We start from the raw sequence: 20464 nt of genomic DNA on the forward strand, positions 1-20464 counted from the left end.
CATCAACCTGATAATTATTGATGTCATTTTGGGATAAATTCAGCTATACCAAATCATCAAGTTCCAAATAAAGCTACGGGGGACAATCCCCACCACGTTGCTTACGATTATGACAGTGGTACTCCCCAGTACTTCGAGTGTTATGACAACCGCATTTATCGGTATTACCGCTATGATTCAATTCAGGCATATATGCAATACTGGAAGTTGATAGTCCCCCTATCACGATTAAACAAAGGGAAGCTAATATTGTTCTGATTTTCATTTTCAAAAGGCTATTTCCAACTCGGTTTTCCCGCCCTATTCAAATCATTATGTTTACCTCTAATATAATTACCAAGCTCAGGACGTTTATTAAATGCGAGCCATGCTCCCATTCTTTCCTGCATTTCTTCATCAAATTTTTCTTTGCCAGTTAACCCCATCCCTTTAATTACATCAGGCATAGTATCCCTAATAATTTGGAATTTACCTGCTGCATTTATCTTCCTGCTTTCTTGCATAGCCTTAACTTGAGCAACAGTCATTAATGTTAGATCTTTCTTACTTGCTTTATAACCGTATTTTTCACCAAGATTCACAGAATTATAATCCCCCTCACTTTGACCAATAAAACTTGAAAGTGACTTATTCGACACCGCCCCAAATGGCGTTGATTGCGCATCATCTTTACGCACAACATCGCCGTTTATAGTGTCTTTCCATGCCAACTTCATAGTATCAATAACTGTTTTCTTAGCTTCTTTACCTAGATCGAGTGCTTTTTTCCCGCCCTTCATCAGAGCTTTTCCTGCAAACCAACCTGCAACCGCGGCACCTACAGTCGCAGCAATAATAGGGGCTGCCGCTGTAAATCCTGCGGCAATTACCCCACCAATACCAGCAATCGCAGATAATACGATGGGTAGGAATCTCAATAATCCTAGTAAGCTACCGCCGCCACTTTTGTTATCTGCAATCTTATCAAGTGCCTTAATCTGCTTTTTATTATGATCAGCTTGTTCCTTCGGTATAGGCTCATTGCGCTTACGTGACTTCATGAACCCAGTCAACGGACGCAGCATAAAACTAGCAGCGCGTTTCACTGGTGATAATGCTGTTGCCACTTCACTAATTGCATCTACAGTAGGGTCTATACTTTGCGGTGTAGCATTCACGGTTGACTGAATCGCCGTGCTAATCACTTGAGCTGCATTGTTTAAAGATGTCTTACTTTCAGCCCCACCTTCACCTATAAATCGTCCATTGGCATCACGTTCTCTATTTTTACTAAACTCACGGACTACACTTTCTGGTGAATCAATCTCTATAGCACGTCGAGATATTTTAGCTTTTGGTTTTGATTCAGGATTATGTGTACTTGCCTCATCGATCAAATCTTCAATCGTTTTAGCTGCGCGGTCTAATGCCAACGTTGACTTAACAATAGGGTTTGCTTGATCTTTGATTAAGTCAGAAACATCAACAGGTTTGATTTGTGCATTAATTAGTGCCTGCTCTAATGCACTCAGCTTAGGTTTTGGATGTGAGTAGTTGGCCAACAGGCTACGTTCCAAGTCTTGTTTTAAACTCAACAAAACAGCGTGGATTGCTTCAACGTTTTTATCAATTTTTGAAACGTCACGGCCTGTTTGTTTAAGACCGATTAAAAAGCCTAGCTCATCATACTGAAGACCACTTTCTGTATTTGACATAAAAAATCACCCTATTTACATAGGGTGATTTTGGCATTATGTAGTGTGCGCTTTAGCGATTGTTCCAAATGATCATAGCTAAATCAATTAAATGACATCATACGCGACCCAAAGAACTGGAGGATGTCAAATAAAAATACTAAAAAATATAATAAAAAATGGAGCTAATATCGTTAAAATGAAACCACTAAAAATAGCAATTTGTACATCAAGCTGGGAACAATTATTCTTTATAAAAGGCAGTGTCGAATCCATTGCTGTTGCACCACATACACCAATTACAGGATTAGGATAGTTTTTCCCAAGAAGATACAACAATCCTATTGCGTAAAACTCTCTAATTAAATCAGTAAGTAGAGCAAATGTTCCCTGCTCAGCTCCTAATGTTTTACCGATAAGTGGACCTGAGAGAGAGAACCAACCGAATCCACTGCCTAAAACAATAAGTTCTGGAAAAGATTTATCTAAAACAAACGTTGTCAAATATGCAGCTATAAAAAGTGCGCATATTGTAACCAATGGAACTTTAAAATGATTAATTGTCAACGATTGTATTTTAATTATAGATAAATCCACTCCAACTAAAAATATTAAAATATATAGTAGTAAACTACTAACGGCTTCACCATTCCAATCACTAGGTAAAATAAGATATAAAATCATACCTATTAATACCATTAATATTGCTACCACACACTCCAATATAGGTTTCAAAATCTCATAAATTGATTTTTTATGAGTACTAGTATTTTTCACCTTTTTAAATAAGAGAATAAAAGTAATGAAAGTAATAATTGTTGAGTAGAGAAAAGACTCAAAAATTATCGTACGTCCTAATTGCTTATCAAAAAGGATACTACCAAATTGAAATCCTATAGAAATTAAAAGCAGCCAAACTAAAAAAGTTATATAGCCTACTAGAATATCCCTAGTTTTTTTGTTTGCAACTCGTCCTGCTCCCCATCCTGCTATAAGAGAAAGCAAGATAGGGAACAAAGAAAATATAAGGTTATTTATCATATTTTTTGCTTTGTTAAAGAGTAATCAATCAATATCATCCATCTTTCACCAGGTAAATCTAATTCAATGCTATTAATTTTTTGAATTGGAGATACATAATGACAAACTGATGGGTCATGGACAGCAAAGCTATCAGATATATTTTTTAATGTGAATTGACTGTAGATATTTCCTACATTGACATCACTTAAACGCTTATTTCGTTCACTAGGATGGGCTATGAAATTTTCTCCACCAATAATATTATTACTTCGATAAAAAAGATGAGCAAATGTGAATGGTTCACCATCCTGATGGAAACAATTAGGAGAGCTGATTCCTAAGTGTTGGCTCGATGAAGAAGTTAATTTAACAAAATGTACGCCTACATAAATAGGTAAGTAGTATTCATTCAATCCGAATGTTAAGTCATAGTCTTCAACAATCAATTGATTCAAGTACTTGGTCTGTTTAACATTATCACTTAAAGCATTAAAATATCTAATTGAACCATGTTCTGGATTATTATCACCTTGATCATATCCTGATAGTTGTGTGCCATCTTCTCGCTCTGTTGTCGGTAACCAAATTGGCTTTATTTCCTTTTCCCATGGAAGAATTAAGGCATTTCCATAACGTCTAAAACGCTGTGTATTTGTTGGAGCAAAAGGGTCTTTTTCTAAGACCTTGAACTCTCTGGATATAGATATCTTAGATTCAATATCAACTTCCAATGCTTGGTATTGTAAAAAACCATTCTTCTGAAATTGTTTTTTCAATTCTGAATTGCCATAACCACGGTTCATAGCATGTTCATAGTTTTCACTTGGTTTCTTATCTTTTAGATTCTCAATCAACATAAACCACCCTTCTATTTTTTAATGTTTGGTAAATATTGACAAGATATTATTTCAAAACTATTAAAATAATAAGAAATTTAATTTCATAATTATACACTTAAATATAATATTTGTTAAAGTCTTGTTATATCTTTGATATTACAACTGTCAGAGTTATCATTGAAATAGAAATTAGCTTGCAAGATAATGCACTTTCCCTACACCTGTCTCGGGTGCCACTCGATGAGGTTTCTTACGGTCAGCCAAAAAGTCTGAACGACTGGTTTTAGCTTCTAATAAAATGGTCCCCACATCATATCCGTGGCCATGGCGAATCCCGAAAACATCTGGATTTTCGCCGTAACATGAAGGTTCAACAATTGAGAAGTGACAACCATGGCCATTCGCAGACTCTGGCTTTCTGAGTAAAGACGCACCTACTTCACATATTTCACGATGTGTTAATTTAATCTGAGTCATGCGATAGCCTCTTGTTCTTCATCTTGTTCATGATCACCTGCTTCAATCATTGCCAATTTGCGAGTAAAGGCAGCTTTTTTATCGGTTGCCATTTTCTCTTTAGCAGCCTTCATACGCTCTTCAGAGTTGGCGATAACTGCTGAGCGTTTCGATTGAATCTCAGACTGATCTTTGAGTTCTTCAAGCTCAAAGCCCCAAAATAAAGCTTCGGATTTAGCGATATTGGCTAAAGTAATACTTTGTTTAACATTCAGGTCTACGATCTGGCTAATCAGGCCCATTTTGAATTTCAAGCCATTAATGACCTTTAGAGATTCTTCATCTTCCGCATTCAGATTAGTTATATCGAGCTGTAAAACTTCATCTCTGATATGAATAACACTGGTTATCGTGTCACCAGCCAATTGCCCCAAATCAGCCAAGCGATAGCGATTCTGTTGAATAATTTGTGCTGATGTAAGTCGATTTAAATCAGCCTTGCTAAACCCATTTTCAGCCTTAGATTTTTGACCCCAAATATCGACAATATTTGACGGTTTTTTGACATTATTTTGACTAGTAGTTTCCTCTTTATTTTCAGTAGATTGTGAACTTTCTTGACTAGTCTTTTTACTAGTCAATTTTTTTATTTCATTATTCAGTTCACGTGCAGTTTTTTTGACTAGATTTTTCGTGCATTTTTTCCACTTTTCAGTGATTGCTTTACGGCGCACAACAGAGGGAGAAGGCATATCACAGCCTAACTCCTCTCCTACCTGGTCAACTAATTTTTGCCATGTAATCTTTGGGGATGACTCATAAACTGTTTTGAGTCGATTCCATATTTCCTGTGAATAAGATTGAACCGCCATGATTAACTACCCAAAGCATCGCCAGCGAAAAAGTCAAACTGTGATTCTAGTTTTTCCTCTAATGGTAAGGTTGTTTGGGTGAATCGTGTTTTGCGTTGGCTTTTCAGGTCCTGAATTAATTTCTCTTGAATTTCATCCTCATCACGATATGTAATATCCTCTAAACCCTTGGCCAGATTAGTGAACTGAATTGCACGATCTTTTTCACACTCTTGGATAGTTTGCATAAGATCAATCATTTCTGGTTGAAGCTTTTCTTGTTGCTCTCTGTCCAAGTTAATAAACTTTTTGGCTAATGCCTTTGATTGTTCTAATAATCGTACCTGTAGAGCTGGTGGATAAGAGGCAATATGTTTTGCACATAACAAAGCCATTTGTGAAGTCACTGCATTTAAATTTTCGGCTAATAAATCACCTAGGCCATTAAATAAAATGCCTGCTACTGATTCCGTTTCATTTAATTCAGGGTTGATTGTAAAACCTAATACCCAATCTACAGAGCAATGGTAAATACCACACATGACTTGCAATAACTCAGCGTCAGGTAAGGTCTTGCCGTTTTCCATCTCACTAATACGATTCTTTTGCTCAACACCAAATAACTGAATCGCAACCTCATCTTGTCTTAAACCTGTGCGTTCTCTTGCCAGTGCTAATTTACGTCCAATCATGACGCGTTTTTCTAAATCTGTTCTTTTAGCCATTACGCAACTCTCCCAGCAAGCCAGTCAAAGTTCACTTTTTTATCAAGCCAATTTGTCTCATTGATAAAGACACATGAAAGCCATACACAGCCGTCTTCAATTGGCTCAGCAAATTCTATTTTTTCACTTACAAATATGTTGTCGTCTTTATAAAGAAGCTCTGCACCTTTGAGAGCATCGATTAGAAGTTTTGGATAGTTATCAATATCAAAACGCGGATATGTAGATGCGCTATAACTACGAACTTTTCGTGGTGGCTGAATAACCAATCTGATTTCACATTGTTGTGATATCGCCTTCCACTTCATTGCTTTGAATATCGGCGCGTAAATTTCGTGTACACGACGTTTAAATTTCTTTGCACCTAATGACAGACTGTTACGCTGTTTGCCGGTGTTCTCATCTATTGAAAAAGAAAGAGAGGCGTTTGAAGCCACACAAAATACTAAAATTCTGTTTGAAAAAATTGAATATATTGCAGGTATTAATGCCTATATGCCTAAACATGAATTTGCAAACCATTTAATAATTATGCAGTCAGCAGCCCGAATGATGATTTTGATGTGCTAGAGGGTGCTGGATATGTTCGAATTAAAGTTGATGCGGAACTTCAAAAAGTATTAGAGCGGTGTAAATCAGATAAAGTTATCAGTCCTTTTATCATACATCGAGTACCTTTGAACAAGCGCGGGAGAAAAACCAAATATCTCAAAGAGCATTGGACTCAAATTGATAGACAATACTTAACGTTGGCTTTCAAGGAGGCACTTATAAAGTCAAATGCCTATCCAGGTTACGCATCAAAACAGATGCCAACTTTTCATGAGATACGTGCTTTAGCAATATTTCTCCATAAAAAAGCTGGTCGAAGTGCACAGGCATTAGCTGGTCACACGACTGCTGCCATGACCGAGAAATATGCCAGTGGACATGAAGTAATCTGGAATGATGTCGATATTGGAATTGTATTGCCATTTGCCTAATTGACATGAATACTTACTGCAAAACTCTGTGGTAAGTATTTGTTTTCATTAATTTCAATATGTTCGATTTGCTCTTTAAAATTAGCTTAATTTTAACCATTAAAGCATTTACAAATCAACTAGATACATCACCTTAAAAAGTATATAATGTGGGGAGTTTAGTTGAGGATCTATCTAATGACGGAACAAGCGCGTGATACAGTAGCGTTAATTCGTGATCAAATTGCGAAACACCCTGTTTTACTTTACATGAAAGGCACCCCACAATTCCCGCAATGTGGTTTTTCTGCTCGTGCAGTTGAAGCACTAAGCCAAATTGGTCGTCCATTTGCCTATGTAAATATCTTGGAAAATCAAGATATTCGTGCAACTTTACCTCAAATTGCAAACTGGCCAACCTTCCCACAGCTTTGGGTCAATGGTGAACTTGTTGGTGGTAGCGATATCATGCTTGAAATGTTCCAAAATGGTGAGTTAAAACCATTAGTTGAACAATACAGCGCGGCTCCTGAAGCCTAAGTTGTAAAACAGAAGCCAATCAAATGATTGGCTTTTTTATTGGGGCAGCTTTAATTTTTGCTAAAACCAACATAGCGATACATCCCTTCCACACCCAAATCTGCCTTATAAATCTGCAATTCAGGATAATTTACTTGCGCTACGCTCGCAAAAATATTCATATTTGGATCTTCATGAATTTCATCAACTGACTGTGGTAAAGCCTCTTCAAAACGATCAGCAATAAACTCAAAACCTAAATCCATTGCCATAAACAAAGTATGTTCACACGGCTGAATATATTGTTCTTGCTCCCAATCTAAAACTGCATGATGGCAATATGGGCATAAAATGTTTTGAGTCGCATCGACGAGGTTGGTAAGCTGATATGGCATAATAATTAGGGAGTAAAAAATTTCATTCAGTTTAAAAGAATATGACTCGCTAATCTATCTTGAATCGGAGGATTTAGCTTATGGCAACCCTTGAACAGGCCATCGCATTCGCGGCAAAACAACATGCAGGTCAAGTCGATAAAGCAAACGCCCCCTATATTTTGCATCCATTAAGAATCATGCTGAAAGTTCCAAGTATTGAACACAAAATCATCGCCGTTTTACATGATGTCTTAGAGGATACAGAGACCACTGTCGAAGATTTATACCACTTAGGCTTCCAAAGCCATATCATCGAAGCCATTGTTGCACTGACCAAACAATCAGGTGAATCGCGAATCGAAGCTGCACAACGAACGGTACAAAACCCTTTAGCACGTGTTGTTAAATTAGCCGATATCACTGACAATATGGACTTATCTCGGATTCAATCGCCAACAAAAAGAGATTTTGAGCGATTAAAAGAATATCAACAAGTTCGAGATATTTTATTAGCCCAAAATGATTGATAATAAGAGACCCTTCTGGTTCAACTTGACCACAATAAACTGGAGTTTATGGCGTAATGCTAACGGATTTAGATGACTTTTATTGCTTTGCTTTGGTTGTAGAGCACGGTGGCTTTAGTGCTGCTGAACGTGCGACCGACATTCCTAAATCAAAACTAAGCCGCAGGGTTTATAATCTTGAAGAACAATTAGGCGTACGTCTCATTCAGCGTAGTTCACGTCATTTCGCTGTCACTGACATTGGAATGGATGTTTATCGACATGCTCAAGTCATGATGAATGCAGCCCAAGCAGCACATGATGCAGTCAATCATCTGAGTAGTGAACCTCGTGGTGTCGTAAAAATCAGCGTTCCTGTGGATATTGCTCAAAATCAAATGGCAAAAATCCTCCCAACTTTTTTAAAGAAATATCCAGAAGTTCGAGTACAAATGATGGTGAGCAACCGTCGTATTGATGTGATCAACGAGGGGGTAGATATTGCCTTACGTGTTCGTACCAAACTAGATGATGATCCAAACTTAGTTCTACGAGAGTTTGAAGCCATAGAACAACGCCTCTTTGCCAGCCAAGCCTATTTAAATGAATTTGGGCATTTAACCACACCAGAGCAACTGACTAATCATCGTATTATCAGTATGGCAGAAGACCATCTCGATCAACATTTCTTACTCACAGACCCAAACAAACAGCAGAAAAAAATCAAAGTAAATCCCGTAATTATGGGTTCAAACTTATTAATGTTGGCTGAATTGGCCAGCCAAAATTGTGGCATTGCTTTGCTACCTGACAGTATCGCTCAGGACTTCGTTCAATCAGGTCAATTGGTTAAGGTATTACCCGAATGGACTGCACCACATGGTATTTTCCATGCCGTTTATCCATCACGTAGAGGATTACTACCAGCAGTACGGGTATTCATCGACTATTTGGTTGAACAACTGGCTCAATGCCCAACGAAAAAGGTTCGATAGTAAAATATCGAACCTTTGCTTTAACTCACAACATTTCTGACTAAATTGCAGGATAGTGACCTGTTCCATTTGGCCAAGGGGTCAATAATTCAAAGCCATCATCGGTCACAGCAACCATGTGTTCCCATTGAGCGGATAGCGATTTATCCTGCGTAACCACCGTCCAACCATCACTTAACTCTTTAATCTGCGGTTTTCCAGCATTCACCATAGGCTCAATCGTAAATACCATCCCTTTTTTCAATACCATGCCTTGGCCTTTTTTACCATAATGCAAGATATTCGGTTGTTCATGATAAACACGTCCAATCCCATGGCCACAATATTCACGAACAATACTATAACCTTCACGTTGCGCAACCGATTGAATTGCGTGCCCAATATCGCCCAATGTCGCACCAGGCTTAACAGTATGAATCCCCGCTAACATCGCCTCATATGTCGTTTCGACCAGTTTTTTGGCTTCAGGACTCACTTCACCCACAAAATACATACGACTGGTATCACCGAAATAGCCATCTTTAATCACGGCAACATCAATATTGAGAATATCACCATCTTGCAAAATTCGTTTGGCAGAAGGAATTGCGTGACAGACTTCCTCATTGACCGAAATACAAGTGGTTTTGGTGAAACCGTGATAACCCACATTGGCAGGAATAACTTGCAAGGTATTTACGATATAATCGTTACAGATATCATCTAAATATTCAGTTGAAACACCAGACTTGATATAAGGGCCAATCATTTCCAATACTTGTGCCGCCAAACGTCCAGAGATACGTAGTCTCTCGATATCTTGTTCTGTTTTAATGGTTACAGTAGAAGCTCTCATCTGAGATATTCCTTATTAAAAAACAAATTAATTTAAAAAATGCAGATCAAGTATTGCATTGAGTATTTCAGATAGTTGTACGCTTCAACGATCAAATCTTCAATCATTTTATGACTAAAACATCATTTTTATTTTACATTTAATTTCAATGATTAGCACAGGAAAAAATGATAGATCACTTGATGCTGGTAAAGGCGTTTAATCAATTTAATGAACCAATATCACGGCGAAGCTCCAATAGCGTCTTTTTAGCCAAAAATAAACCAACTTTCACATAAATTAGTTTCAAATGAACGCATTTATGCTCTAAAATCCGCACTTTTATTTTAAACTCCCCTTTTTTTTATGAACCAACTCCGTACAGGAGATATTATTGCCTTAGGGTTTATGACCTTTGCACTGTTTATTGGTGCTGGCAATATTATTTTCCCTCCCATTGTTGCCCAGCAAGCTGGTGAACACGTTTGGCTTGCTGCTTTTGGCTTCTTAATCACCGCAGTCGGTCTACCCGTGATTACCATCATGGCCTTGTCTCGCACGCAAGGCTCAATCGAGAACATCAGCTCACCATTAGGACGTTTTGCCAGTTTATTGCTCACAATCGTCTGTTATTTAACTGTAGGGCCATTATTTGCAACCCCTCGTACCGCGACTGTTTCTTATGAGATTGGTTTTGCACCGTACTTTGGAACATCAAATAGTAGCCTTTTTATTTATAGCGTCATTTATTTTGCTTTTGTCACGGCTGTTTCACTTTATCCAAACAAATTACTGGATACAGTCGGTCACGTACTTGCACCTTTAAAAATCATTGCCCTTGCAATACTCGGTATCGCTGCATTTGCCATACCGACAGGTTTGATCTCACCCGCCATCAATAACTATGTTACAAGTCCAGTATCTGAAGGTTTCGTCAGTGGTTACTTAACCATGGATACGTTAGGTGCTTTGGTCTTTGGTATTGTGATCATTCAAGCGATTCAGTCTCGTGGTGTCACCGACGCTAAGCTCATTACTAAGTATGCCATCATCGCTAGCTTGATTGCAGGTGTAGGGCTTACCCTTGTTTATGTCAGCTTATTTAAACTGGGTTTAGGCAGTCATGAAGTCGCTGCAAATGCAGACAATGGTGCCATTATTTTGCATGCTTATGTACAACATGCATTTGGGGACTACGGATCATATTTCTTAACCTGCTTGATTTTCCTTGCATGTATGGTCACTGCAATTGGTTTAACCTGCGCATGTGCTGAGTATTTCACTGAGTTAACAGGCTTACCGTATAAGTTATTGGTCTTCATTCTCACTGGTTTTTCACTGTTAATTTCTAACTTAGGTTTAACCAAACTGATCGCTTTCTCAATTCCAGTTTTGAGTGCGATTTATCCACCTGCAATTGTCGTGATTATGCTGAGCTTTTTCTGGAAATACTGGAATAAACCATCATTAATCGTTGGTTCTGTCACCGCTATTGCTTTCCTTTTCGGTATTATTGAAGCGATTAAAGCAGCAGGCTTTGGCACTCATTTACCTGCATTTATTGAGCAATTGCCATTAAGTGAACAAAATCTTGCGTGGTTACTCCCATCACTGATCGTACTTGTAATTGCAATGATCGTTGATCGAGTATTAGCAACCAAAAATTAAGATGATTTGTCGTTAAAATAATGTTTTACCCAAACATGATTTTAGTTATACAAAAAATTTTCCTTTACCCAACGGATGTTTTTTGTTTACGACAAATTATTCTCTCTCCAATATCGCTATTCAGCATAAAATATGGCGTTTTTCGCGACAAAATCGGCAAATAACACATCTTGATAAGATGGCTAAATTTTTCAAAATGTAAAAAAATGAACTTGATATTTAACAAAAAATACCAAAGATGCACATTATAAATACTAAAAAACCATGAAAATCAACCTGCTTATAACCTTATGTGGAAAAAATATAGATTTACCTATTGAATTAATCACAAAATAGCAGTACAACTTGAATAACAATTCCGACGAAACTACATGGTTTTGTCACCACAAAAAGGAGGGATGGAGATGTTATCAACACATTTCAACAAGCAAGTCTTCATTAACACTCTGAAGACCAATGATTCAGTTATTTATGCCATTACCACGCTTGCACTAATGGCAACACTCTTATTTCAAGGTGCCATTAAAGGCAACTTGAAACCTGAATATTTTGCTTATGCATTAATTGTCTCATTGGCTTTTTGTGTATGGGCGGTCGTTGACCAAAAGTTTCGACAGCTCAGCTTCGTACGTAAGATAAAATCTTTAAGGAAAGTGGATGAGTGATCATCCATTTTTTATTACAAAAATTTAGCAATTGTTCCGAATACTAATACCGCTGTTGCCCCCAACTCAACAATAATCAAACTCAACATCATTAAACTCATTGACCAAGCAGGAAGCGTCCATCGCCCTAATTGATGCGGTTGTTTAAATTGATTGGTGGTGTCTTTTAAAAATCCATGAATGATATAGGTCAAAATCGACATCGCAAAAAAGAATAAATTGGCAACGACACAAAACAAAGCGATAGTCGCTGATAAAACAGTAAAATAACTTAAAACAGCAAGGATTAAACTTGCAGCAGCATAAAGTAAGCTACTACGATGAGCAATATCCACATAATAGTGTGCCCTTGCTTGTTCTGTTTTTCTAATTTGATAATACTTCCACACGCCTGTCAGCATACCGACCCATAGAAAAATTCCACTAAACACAATCGCAAGTTGTGTAGCGCTATTCAAATCATACATCGCATTTCCCCAATATAAATATGACTCATTATGCGGGCCTATATTACCTAAAAATTGACTTTATAGTCATTTTTTAGTCGAGTTTCTTTTTGGAACTCATGTAAAGTAAAAGCATGCAATTACAAGAGTATTTTCAAATGAATACCTATGAATCATGCTGGATCAATTGTAAAGATGGTTATCAACTTGCCGCTCAATTTTATCCAGCACAAGGCGACACTAAGAATTATCCGATTTTGATTTGCCCTGCAACTGGCATCACAAAAACGTTCTATCATTCTTTCGCTGAGTGGTTAAGCCAACAAGGCTATAGCGTCCTAAGTTTTGATTTTAGAGGAATCGGAGAATCATTACATGGTGAACTAAAAGACTCTACCGCCAGTATCAACGATTGGGGAATATTAGACATTCCAGCAGCAGTTGAAACGTTGTTGCATCAGACACAAGCAGAAAAAGTAATCATCATTGGGCATAGTGCTGGTGGACAATTGCTTGGTATTACCCCCAACTATAATAAAGTCGCTAAAGTACTCGCGATCGCAGGTTCGACAGGACATGTAAAAGGATTAAAGGGTAAGACCAAGTTTTTAGCACCCGTTATGTTCAATATTATTTTTCCTGTATCTGGCTTTTTCAAAGGTTACGGCGCAACTCGATTTATCGGTATGGGTGAGAATTTACCTAAAAATGTGGCTAAGCAATGGGCAGAATTTTGCAGCAAACCCGGTTATGTCATGAATGCGGTTGGTAAAAGCATATTTGAAGATTATCATCAAGAAATTCAATGCCCTATTACCTCATTTTGGGCAACTGATGATGAGATTGCCACCCAAGCAAACGTCAAAGAGCTATTAGGTTTATATCCAAATGCCAAGACCAAATTAATTGAGCTCAAACCTCAACAACATGGCTATAAACAGATTGGACACATGTTGATGTTTAAAAAATCCCATCAAAAATTATGGCCCATTATTGAAAATGAATTAACGATCTAATCATACCCCCTCCTTTAGATTTGCACTTTCCGCATCTAAACTCGTAATCCAGTTTAGATGCGTCTTTTTATTATGGGGTTGATCAGACTCAACGCCTAAATATCGTTTTTTGATTTTCTTTGATATCTATTAATTCTTCTTATCTAGCAACAGAATTGATTAGAAAATATTAACAACAACTGCTTTTTAAGCGGTAAATCTCAGTGTTCTCACTTATAAGTGTGATAAAGCATGTATTTATTCAACTGTTCTTGAATCCACTTAATCACGATATTTTAACCAAATGATTAAAACAAACACCTGTATTTTTTGTATTTTTAATGACTATTTATTTTATAAATATAATGATTTCGTATTTTTATGACATTTTAGACAGAATTTTTTATAAAAAAGTCACGTCAAAATATGTATTTTTTTCCTACAATACGATTATTCTACAAATGAGCATAAAAGCAAAATTGTAGGAATATCACTGAAATAACATGATTGAGAAAATACATGATTCATTACAAATTTATGTGAATTTTGTGATAATTCTCTTAATCATTTATAAAGATAATTCCATAATTATCTTTGGGTAGATTTGCTATAAGTGAAATGATAAAAAAATCAGGAAAGGTTTTTTTAGCAGATAATTGTAGACACTTCATGGAATCTAAGAGCGACGCTATATTGCTCGATATACAAGCATGGGAAAGAAGTAAATGACAAAGAAATATGCGCGTTTTTTACCTACAGCCGATTCATTTAAGCTAGAAGATTTTCCATACTATTGGATTTCTCAAGTCAATTCTCAGTACGTTCAAAATATTGACAACGTACTCAAGAAATATGGTTTAGACAACTCTCGCCGTCGTATTTTAATTGCATTGGACGTTAAGCCTCATGCAAGTGTGTCTGAACTTTCGGACATGGTCATTTCAAAAATGTCGACTACAACCAAAATCGTTTATCGTTTGAAAGATGAAGGTTATATCGAAACCTATTCTTGTAAAGATGATGGGCGTATTACCCGCGTTTATCTAACAGATAAAGGGAACGAAATGGTTGTAAAAATCAATGATCTCACCTCTGTTATTTTGGAACAGTCTTTTGATGGTTTAACCCCACTTCAAATTGAAAAAACCATGGAAATTCTAAAGCATATGTTTAAAAATCTTGCGCGTTGATTTTTACTGAACAAGAAAGGCTTCGAAATGAAGCCTTTTTATTTGGATCACATTCTAGAATAAATCAAACATATTTAACTGGGGCGTAATTTTCGCTATCTTTGTTTTAGGCACATGTGAACATTCAAATTCTTCTACAGGGAAACCTTGCATAAAATCGAAGAGTTGGTTTGGTTGTTTTAAACTCAGCCATGCATCTAAACCATCATGCGGAATAACAACAACTGATCGTTTTACATCACCCGGCTCGTGAAAATCTTTCATCATTGGATGGTCAATTGCATCCATCGTCAACATGGTTGCAGAACGAATAATCTCATCATTTAATTTTCGAATCTCATACAGCGCCGCGATAAAAAAAGCTTTGCCATCTTTACGGCGAACGCCCCATCTTTGGGATTTATTATCAATATATTTACTTTCATAAAACTCTGAAACGGGAATAACGCCAAACTTGCATTTATAAGCCGCATCTTGAAAGCTCGGTTTTTGAAAAATTGTTTCGTGTCGCGCATTATAAGTATGCTTAGCGATATTAATATCTTCAGACCATTTAGGCACCAATCCAAACAATACCTCACGCCACTCCAAACCTTGTTCCGATTTAAACAACAAAGGTGATTTATAGCTAGGATAGACCTCATCTGCATATTCAAATGGGACAAGAGGTAATTCCAGTTGCTTGGCTTGTTCAATAGTTAAAGCTTTATAATTGGCACACATAACTTCGCTTAATAATACATCTCTTAAAATATGATATTAAAAAAAGGCGCTTTACTCACCTCCTCGCTTTTTAAAATTATTTAAATAACTTTTTCCATATTAAAAAGAGCCTCCGTAGAGGCCCTTTTTAAATTAGATGAAATTAATCACCTGTATAACCTTTAAGCTTTAAACGCGCAGCATGTAACAATGGCTCTGTGTAACCAGATGGTTGCTCTGCACCTTTAAAGATCAAGTCAGAAGCGGCTTGGAAAGCAATACCATCAAAATTTGGTGCCATTGGCGTATAAAACACATCATTTGTATTTTGCTGATCAACAATAACAGCCATACGTTTCAGTACTTCTTCAACTTGCTCACGCGTTACGATACCGTGACGTAACCAGTTTGCAACATGCTGAGAAGAAATACGTAATGTTGCACGATCTTCCATTAAACCAACGTTGTTGATATCTGGAACTTTAGAACAACCAACACCTAGATCAACCCAACGAACCACATAACCTAAAATACCCTGACAGTTATTTTCAAGTTCATTGTTCAGTTCTTCCGCAGTCCAATTTGTTTCTGGCGCAAACGGCGGTGTTAATAAATCATCCAAAGACAACATGTTTTCAGCAGCCAACTCATCTTGACGTGCTTTTACATTGATTTGATGGTAGTGCATTGCATGCAATACAGCACCTGTTGGTGAAGGAACCCATGCACAAGTTGCGCCTGCATTTGGATGTGCAGTCTTGGTTGCTAACATGTCTTTCATACTGTCTGGTTTCGGCCACATGCCTTTACCAATTTGGGCTTTACCTTGTAAACCACACGCTAAACCAATTGCGACGTTACGGTTTTCGTAAGATGCAATCCATTTTTGTGTTTTAACGGCTTCTTTGCGAACCATTGGTGCAGCTTCCATAGAGGTATGGATTTCATCACCTGTACGGTCCATAAAACCAGTATTAATGAAAATCGTACGATCTTTTGCAGCAGCGATACAGTTCTTCAAATTAACAGAGGTACGGCGTTCTTCGTCCATAATCCCGATTTTGAGTGTTTTTGCTGGCAAGCCAATTGCTTGCTCTGCGCGCTCAAATAATTCAACCGCAAACGCAACTTCGTCTGGACCATGCATTTTCGGTTTAACGATATACATCGAACCTTTACGAGAGTTTTTATTCTCGTTTTGACCACGAATATCTGCAATTGAAAGTAATGGCGTCACCAATGCATCCAAGATACCTTCAAAAACTTCTTCGCCTTCGACCAAGATCGCTGGATTTGTCATTAAATGACCAACGTTACGTAGAAGCATGAGTGAACGACCATGTAAGGTTGTCGTGCCACCAATTAAGTTTTGAACGGTACGATCTTTATTCAATGTACGAGTAACCGTTTTACCATTCTTCTCGATTGATTCTTGAAGATCACCCTTCATAAGACCTAACCAGTTACGGTAGCCTTCCACTTTTTCTTCAGCATCCACTGCCGCAACAGAATCTTCTAAATCTTGAATCGTTGTAATCGCGGCTTCAAGTGTTAGATCTTTAACACCCGCTGCATCAGTTTTACCCACTGGGCTATTTGCATCAATATCAATGATGACATGTAGGCCATTATTTAATAAAACGATTTCAGTTGGGTTTGCCGCTTCACCATTAAAACCAACAAATTGAGACTCATGCTCTAAAGATGTTGTAGAACCATCTTTCAACGTTACCACTAAACGATTGTGATCAATCGCATATTGAGTTGCATCAGCATGTGAACCTTGTGCTAATGGGAAAGTCTGGTTTAAGAAATCCTTAGCAAATGCAATTACCTTATCGCCACGAACTGGATTATAGCCCTTACCTTTTTCCGCACCGTCTTCTTCAGAAATTACATCTGTACCGTAAAGCGCATCATATAAAGAACCCCAACGCGCATTTGCAGCGTTTAAGCAATAACGTGCATTACGTACAGGCACAACCAATTGTGGACCCGCTAATAAAGCAATTTCTTCATCTACATTTTCAGTTGTAACGTTGAAATCTGCAACTTCAGGGGCTAAGTAACCAATTTCAGTCAAAAACGCTTTATATGCATTTAGTTCAAATTTATTGTTACGATGCCATTCATCAATCTTCGCTTGGAGCTCTTCACGCTTAGCCAATAATGCTTTGTTCTTTGGGCTAAGATCGACAACGACTTGCTCGAAGTTCTTCCAATAAGTTTCACTGTCTAAACCAGAACCTGGTAAAGCTTCATTTTCGATGAAATCGTAAAGTTCTTTAGCAATCGCTAGCTTGCCTTTTTGAATACGTGCAGTCATTGTCTTTCCTGATGGTGCTAACTTTTTATAACAAGAAACCTAGTATACCGATTTATACTAGCCTGAATAGTAATATCACATTCCTAAATAGTAAGCATTTTCCGAACAGAAAGTATTGACAAATATCAACTTATAGCTTATTAGGAAAATTAAATGTATAACACACCTACTGTTTCAGTTTGCAATAAACTCAATTCTAAAACCTATCTAGTTATAGCAAAATTCAAGCAAGAATAAAGCCTTCTCTAACCTAAATTTATAAAAAAAGACATTCCGAAGAATGCCTTTTAAATTTATGATGTTTTAGCAATTTGAATTTGCCGATGTTCTGAATTTAAATATTCATCCGATTGCATTTCTAACAATCTTGATCGTGTCCGCTCAATTTCAAAAGCCAATCGTTCACCTTTATAAAGTTCAATAATTGAATCTTCAGACGTCAGTAACAACTTCACACCACGATCATAAAATTCATCAACTAAATAAATGAAGCGGCGCGTTCCCTCGGATAAGAAATCAGTCAGATGCGGAACACCACTTACCAATACCGTATTATAAATATTGGCAATCTCAATAAAATCAGCAGGACTACGCGGCTTGAAACATAATTCCGAGAACTCACACCACAACACATCTTCAGTGTGTCCCAACGTCTCAACCACTCGATTATTAATCATGATAGGAGAGTTAGACTGTACTTGAGTTTGTGTTAAAGCATGGAAACGCTCTGACATCCATGATTGCACATCATGACCAAGAGGATGTTTAAACAACTGTGCTTGTTTTAATACTCGTAAACGATAGTCAATACCTGCATCTACATTCAAAACTGTACAGTTTTTCTGTACTAGCTCAATTGTAGGCAAGAAGCGATCTCGATGAATACCATTTTTATATAAGCCCTCTGGTGCAATGTTTGAGGTTGCAATCAGGGTCACGCCACGTTCGAATAATTTTTGGAATAAATCACTTAAAATCATTGCATCGGTCACGTTTGATACAAAAAACTCATCAAAACAGATCACCACCGCATTTTTATAAATTTGATCGGCAACTGCATCTAGTGGATTACGCTGTCCTGAAAGCTTATTCAACTCTTTATGTACATGTTGCATAAAGTGATGAAAATGCATCCGTATTTTGCGACGGAATGGAACAGATTCATAGAATTGATCCATGAGCCATGTTTTTCCACGACCGACTCCCCCCCACATATAAACACCTTTCGGATAGGTTTGACGACGGAAACGTCGAAACGCTTTCTTAGAAGCCTTATAGCGAGTAAGTAACTCTTTCCATACTCGATCTAACTCTTGCACTGCCTGAGCCTGAGCTTCATCAGGCATGAATTGTCCTGACTCAATTGCGTGAGCATAACGCTCAGCAGGTGATGTTGGAGTATATGCAGTGCTATGTGAGTCTGGTTTAGAATTTGACATAAGGTGTTATTGCAATTTTAATTGAAGAAAATTATATCGAACATTGAGTTCAAAGACATTAGATTTTAGGCTTATTTATCATCATGTTTAAACATCATAATGTACCATTTTTAATCATTTAATGATTTCGATTATATTGGCGAGGACTGTGCCCAAACCATCTTTTAAACGCATGATTGAAAGCTGCTGGTTCAGAATAACCCAACATTTCCGCAATTTGTTCGATTGAATATGAGCTACCTTCTATAAATTTTATTGCTTTTTGTTTAATTAGTCTTTCACGAATTTCTTTATAGCTGGTCTGCATTTGCTGCAATTGATGCCTTAAAGTCCGCTCAGGAATCTTCAATGCACATGCCGTTTCAGTCATGGTTGGTATGACCCCATTTTGCAATTCCAAATAATCCTCAACGTATTCCACGATCGTCACTTTGGAATGAGAAACCTTTTCTAATTGCTCGATATCACGTAGGCATTTTTCTTCATACAGTCTATAAGTCAATGCATCAGCAGAAGGGATTGCAACATCCAAAATTTGAGTATTATCTAAAATAAATACCGCTTGTTTACATCCAAATTTGACATTTTGACCATAATATTGCTGATATGCTGCAATTAATTGCACATCTGTTGGTCTATTAAATGGCAATTCAATCTGAATATTGGGTGTTTCAAGTCCCATCATTTTAAAAATATCTTGTAGAAACTTATAGGTTCCTGAGATTTCACATTGCGCTCTAAACTGTCCTAAATGGGTATCTAGATCAATGGGTTGATAGAATAAATAAATAGCGTTATTTTTAATTTCGAGCTGTAAAGAACCAAACAAATGGGTGAGCTGCTGAAAACGTACACCATTCAACAATGCGTGATGTAAAGTGTCACTGGTGACAATCAACATTAGAAATGGGCCATATCCAGCCAAAGCATAGTGCTGTCCAATGAACAGGCCTTGTTCAGGTGAAATGTCCTGACTGATATGTTGCAAAATATCCCATTCAATTGCATCAGGTATAATTGAACTTGGATCTAAAGCATCGGCCTGTATCCCCATATTCGCTAAACGTGCATCCACATCAATACCGACATGACGCATGCCTTGAATCAAATACATTAATCCGAGGATAGATCTCTTCATATTTCTGAATACAATTCTCAAAACTTTAATGTTTTACTATAAAAGCATCTATAAATGAATTGCCGAAATGATCAAGTTTTACGTCTATACAATCATATTTAATCTCGATAAAACCTTTAAACTGACACAAAATTTAGCGGTATAGGGCGTGGGCT

At 37.3% G+C, this 20464-nt stretch carries 22 protein-coding genes and 1 pseudogene; 8 read left to right on the forward strand and 15 right to left on the reverse strand.

Annotated elements, in window-relative coordinates:
• Positions 1-73 precede the first annotated feature (73 nt).
• The 8 genes and pseudogenes from MMP72_RS15910 to MMP72_RS01460 all read right to left on the reverse strand — a co-directional run.
• Positions 74-265 carry a YHYH domain-containing protein gene (locus MMP72_RS15910; RefSeq protein ID WP_347005568.1) on the reverse strand — a complete coding sequence of 64 codons (192 nt, stop codon included), beginning with the start codon at positions 263-265 and terminating at the stop codon, positions 74-76.
• 10 nt (positions 266-275) lie between these two features.
• Positions 276-1694, reverse strand: coding sequence for a hypothetical protein (locus MMP72_RS01430; protein WP_241313890.1), 1419 nt, complete (start codon positions 1692-1694; stop codon positions 276-278).
• Between the two features lie 126 nt (positions 1695-1820).
• Entirely contained in the window at positions 1821-2714 is an 894-nt protein-coding gene (locus tag MMP72_RS01435; RefSeq protein ID WP_241313891.1) for a lysine exporter LysO family protein, read from the reverse strand.
• Positions 2711-3553: a 2OG-Fe dioxygenase family protein gene (locus MMP72_RS01440; protein WP_241313892.1), complete on the reverse strand. Its 843-nt coding sequence runs from the start codon at positions 3551-3553 to the stop codon at positions 2711-2713. Before MMP72_RS01440 ends, MMP72_RS01435 begins: the two co-directional genes overlap by 4 nt.
• A 171-nt stretch (positions 3554-3724) precedes the next feature.
• A complete protein-coding gene (locus tag MMP72_RS01445; protein ID WP_241313893.1) occupies positions 3725-4012 on the reverse strand; it encodes a hypothetical protein in 288 nt (95 codons plus the stop codon).
• A complete protein-coding gene (locus tag MMP72_RS01450; protein ID WP_241313894.1) occupies positions 4009-4863 on the reverse strand; it encodes a hypothetical protein in 855 nt (284 codons plus the stop codon). The genes MMP72_RS01445 and MMP72_RS01450 overlap by 4 nt, the downstream gene beginning before the upstream one ends.
• A gap of 2 nt (positions 4864-4865) precedes the next feature.
• Positions 4866-5567 carry a helix-turn-helix domain-containing protein gene (locus tag MMP72_RS01455; RefSeq protein WP_241313895.1) on the reverse strand — a complete coding sequence of 234 codons (702 nt, stop codon included), beginning with the start codon at positions 5565-5567 and terminating at the stop codon, positions 4866-4868.
• Positions 5567-5977: pseudogene (locus MMP72_RS01460) on the reverse strand (RusA family crossover junction endodeoxyribonuclease); the annotation flags it as partial. The gene MMP72_RS01455 and the pseudogene MMP72_RS01460, both read right to left, overlap by 1 nt.
• A 153-nt stretch (positions 5978-6130) precedes the next feature.
• On the opposite strand from MMP72_RS01460, the gene MMP72_RS01465 reads away from it, so the two are divergent.
• Positions 6131-6550 carry a hypothetical protein gene (locus tag MMP72_RS01465; RefSeq protein ID WP_241313896.1) on the forward strand — a complete coding sequence of 140 codons (420 nt, stop codon included), beginning with the start codon at positions 6131-6133 and terminating at the stop codon, positions 6548-6550.
• A 177-nt stretch (positions 6551-6727) separates the two neighbouring features.
• Entirely contained in the window at positions 6728-7069 is a 342-nt protein-coding gene (gene grxD, locus MMP72_RS01470; RefSeq protein ID WP_241313897.1) for a Grx4 family monothiol glutaredoxin, read from the forward strand.
• A gap of 50 nt (positions 7070-7119) precedes the next feature.
• Here grxD and MMP72_RS01475 read toward each other — a convergent pair whose 3' ends face one another.
• Positions 7120-7443: a hypothetical protein gene (locus MMP72_RS01475; RefSeq protein ID WP_241313898.1), complete on the reverse strand. Its 324-nt coding sequence runs from the start codon at positions 7441-7443 to the stop codon at positions 7120-7122.
• Positions 7444-7523: 80 nt separating this feature from the next.
• On the opposite strand from MMP72_RS01475, the gene MMP72_RS01480 reads away from it, so the two are divergent.
• On the forward strand, positions 7524-7952 hold the full coding sequence (locus MMP72_RS01480; protein ID WP_241313899.1) for a guanosine-3',5'-bis(diphosphate) 3'-pyrophosphohydrolase: 429 nt from the start codon (positions 7524-7526) through the stop codon (positions 7950-7952).
• A 56-nt stretch (positions 7953-8008) separates the two neighbouring features.
• Positions 8009-8926 carry a LysR family transcriptional regulator gene (locus MMP72_RS01485; protein ID WP_241313900.1) on the forward strand — a complete coding sequence of 306 codons (918 nt, stop codon included), beginning with the start codon at positions 8009-8011 and terminating at the stop codon, positions 8924-8926.
• Positions 8927-8966: 40 nt separating this feature from the next.
• On the opposite strand, the gene map is transcribed toward MMP72_RS01485, so the two are convergent.
• Complete coding sequence (map, locus tag MMP72_RS01490) at positions 8967-9761, reverse strand: type I methionyl aminopeptidase (protein ID WP_241313901.1); 795 nt, start codon at positions 9759-9761, stop codon at positions 8967-8969.
• A gap of 345 nt (positions 9762-10106) precedes the next feature.
• Between map and brnQ the strand changes: the two genes are divergently transcribed.
• Both brnQ and MMP72_RS01500 read left to right on the forward strand, forming a co-directional pair.
• Positions 10107-11408: a branched-chain amino acid transport system II carrier protein gene (brnQ, locus tag MMP72_RS01495; RefSeq protein ID WP_241313902.1), complete on the forward strand. Its 1302-nt coding sequence runs from the start codon at positions 10107-10109 to the stop codon at positions 11406-11408.
• A gap of 404 nt (positions 11409-11812) precedes the next feature.
• A complete protein-coding gene (locus tag MMP72_RS01500) occupies positions 11813-12073 on the forward strand; it encodes a hypothetical protein (RefSeq protein WP_241313903.1) in 261 nt (86 codons plus the stop codon).
• 14 nt (positions 12074-12087) lie between these two features.
• Here the strand turns inward: MMP72_RS01500 and MMP72_RS01505 are convergent, their stop codons facing one another.
• A complete protein-coding gene (locus MMP72_RS01505; RefSeq protein ID WP_241313904.1) occupies positions 12088-12540 on the reverse strand; it encodes a hypothetical protein in 453 nt (150 codons plus the stop codon).
• Between the two features lie 137 nt (positions 12541-12677).
• Here MMP72_RS01505 and MMP72_RS01510 point away from each other — a divergent pair, with 137 nt between their 5' ends.
• Positions 12678-13535, forward strand: a complete 858-nt coding sequence (locus MMP72_RS01510; RefSeq protein WP_241313905.1) for an alpha/beta fold hydrolase — start codon at positions 12678-12680, stop codon at positions 13533-13535.
• 704 nt (positions 13536-14239) lie between these two features.
• Positions 14240-14704 (forward strand): MarR family winged helix-turn-helix transcriptional regulator, encoded by a 465-nt coding sequence (locus tag MMP72_RS01515; protein ID WP_241313906.1) that lies wholly within the window; start codon positions 14240-14242, stop codon positions 14702-14704.
• Between the two features lie 54 nt (positions 14705-14758).
• On the opposite strand, the gene MMP72_RS01520 is transcribed toward MMP72_RS01515, so the two are convergent.
• From MMP72_RS01520 to MMP72_RS01535, 4 genes are all read right to left on the reverse strand, one after another.
• Positions 14759-15427, reverse strand: coding sequence for an SOS response-associated peptidase family protein (locus MMP72_RS01520; protein WP_241313907.1), 669 nt, complete (start codon positions 15425-15427; stop codon positions 14759-14761).
• A gap of 142 nt (positions 15428-15569) precedes the next feature.
• Positions 15570-17732, reverse strand: coding sequence for a malate synthase G (locus tag MMP72_RS01525; RefSeq protein ID WP_241313908.1), 2163 nt, complete (start codon positions 17730-17732; stop codon positions 15570-15572).
• A gap of 293 nt (positions 17733-18025) precedes the next feature.
• On the reverse strand, positions 18026-19171 hold the full coding sequence (gene zapE / locus MMP72_RS01530; RefSeq protein WP_241313909.1) for a cell division protein ZapE: 1146 nt from the start codon (positions 19169-19171) through the stop codon (positions 18026-18028).
• 118 nt (positions 19172-19289) lie between these two features.
• Positions 19290-20309: an AraC family transcriptional regulator gene (locus MMP72_RS01535; RefSeq protein WP_241313910.1), complete on the reverse strand. Its 1020-nt coding sequence runs from the start codon at positions 20307-20309 to the stop codon at positions 19290-19292.
• Positions 20310-20464 lie beyond the last annotated feature (155 nt).

Origin of the sequence: Acinetobacter sp. NIPH 2699 (assembly GCF_022549355.1) — a bacterium.
Taxonomy (GTDB): domain Bacteria; phylum Pseudomonadota; class Gammaproteobacteria; order Pseudomonadales; family Moraxellaceae; genus Acinetobacter.

Excerpts from the sequence above, each read along its gene's own strand:
- MMP72_RS01505 (WP_241313904.1), bottom strand. The coding sequence starts at position 12,540 with ATGTATGATTTGAATAGCGCTACACAACTTGCGATTGTGTTTAGTGGA.
- MMP72_RS01515 (WP_241313906.1), top strand. The coding sequence starts at position 14,240 with ATGACAAAGAAATATGCGCGTTTTTTACCTACAGCCGATTCATTTAAG.
- zapE (WP_241313909.1), bottom strand. The coding sequence starts at position 19,171 with ATGTCAAATTCTAAACCAGACTCACATAGCACTGCATATACTCCAACA.
- MMP72_RS01510 (WP_241313905.1), top strand. The coding sequence starts at position 12,678 with ATGAATACCTATGAATCATGCTGGATCAATTGTAAAGATGGTTATCAA.
- grxD (WP_241313897.1), top strand. The coding sequence starts at position 6,728 with ATGACGGAACAAGCGCGTGATACAGTAGCGTTAATTCGTGATCAAATT.
- MMP72_RS01445 (WP_241313893.1), bottom strand. The coding sequence starts at position 4,012 with ATGACTCAGATTAAATTAACACATCGTGAAATATGTGAAGTAGGTGCG.
- brnQ (WP_241313902.1), top strand. The coding sequence starts at position 10,107 with ATGAACCAACTCCGTACAGGAGATATTATTGCCTTAGGGTTTATGACC.
- MMP72_RS01520 (WP_241313907.1), bottom strand. The coding sequence starts at position 15,427 with ATGTGTGCCAATTATAAAGCTTTAACTATTGAACAAGCCAAGCAACTG.
- MMP72_RS01480 (WP_241313899.1), top strand. The coding sequence starts at position 7,524 with ATGGCAACCCTTGAACAGGCCATCGCATTCGCGGCAAAACAACATGCA.
- MMP72_RS01525 (WP_241313908.1), bottom strand. The coding sequence starts at position 17,732 with ATGACTGCACGTATTCAAAAAGGCAAGCTAGCGATTGCTAAAGAACTT.
- MMP72_RS01475 (WP_241313898.1), bottom strand. The coding sequence starts at position 7,443 with ATGCCATATCAGCTTACCAACCTCGTCGATGCGACTCAAAACATTTTA.
- map (WP_241313901.1), bottom strand. The coding sequence starts at position 9,761 with ATGAGAGCTTCTACTGTAACCATTAAAACAGAACAAGATATCGAGAGA.
- MMP72_RS01455 (WP_241313895.1), bottom strand. The coding sequence starts at position 5,567 with ATGGCTAAAAGAACAGATTTAGAAAAACGCGTCATGATTGGACGTAAA.
- MMP72_RS01440 (WP_241313892.1), bottom strand. The coding sequence starts at position 3,553 with ATGTTGATTGAGAATCTAAAAGATAAGAAACCAAGTGAAAACTATGAA.
- MMP72_RS15910 (WP_347005568.1), bottom strand. The coding sequence starts at position 265 with ATGAAAATCAGAACAATATTAGCTTCCCTTTGTTTAATCGTGATAGGG.
- MMP72_RS01450 (WP_241313894.1), bottom strand. The coding sequence starts at position 4,863 with ATGGCGGTTCAATCTTATTCACAGGAAATATGGAATCGACTCAAAACA.
- MMP72_RS01485 (WP_241313900.1), top strand. The coding sequence starts at position 8,009 with ATGCTAACGGATTTAGATGACTTTTATTGCTTTGCTTTGGTTGTAGAG.
- MMP72_RS01430 (WP_241313890.1), bottom strand. The coding sequence starts at position 1,694 with ATGTCAAATACAGAAAGTGGTCTTCAGTATGATGAGCTAGGCTTTTTA.
- MMP72_RS01500 (WP_241313903.1), top strand. The coding sequence starts at position 11,813 with ATGTTATCAACACATTTCAACAAGCAAGTCTTCATTAACACTCTGAAG.
- MMP72_RS01535 (WP_241313910.1), bottom strand. The coding sequence starts at position 20,309 with ATGAAGAGATCTATCCTCGGATTAATGTATTTGATTCAAGGCATGCGT.
- MMP72_RS01435 (WP_241313891.1), bottom strand. The coding sequence starts at position 2,714 with ATGATAAATAACCTTATATTTTCTTTGTTCCCTATCTTGCTTTCTCTT.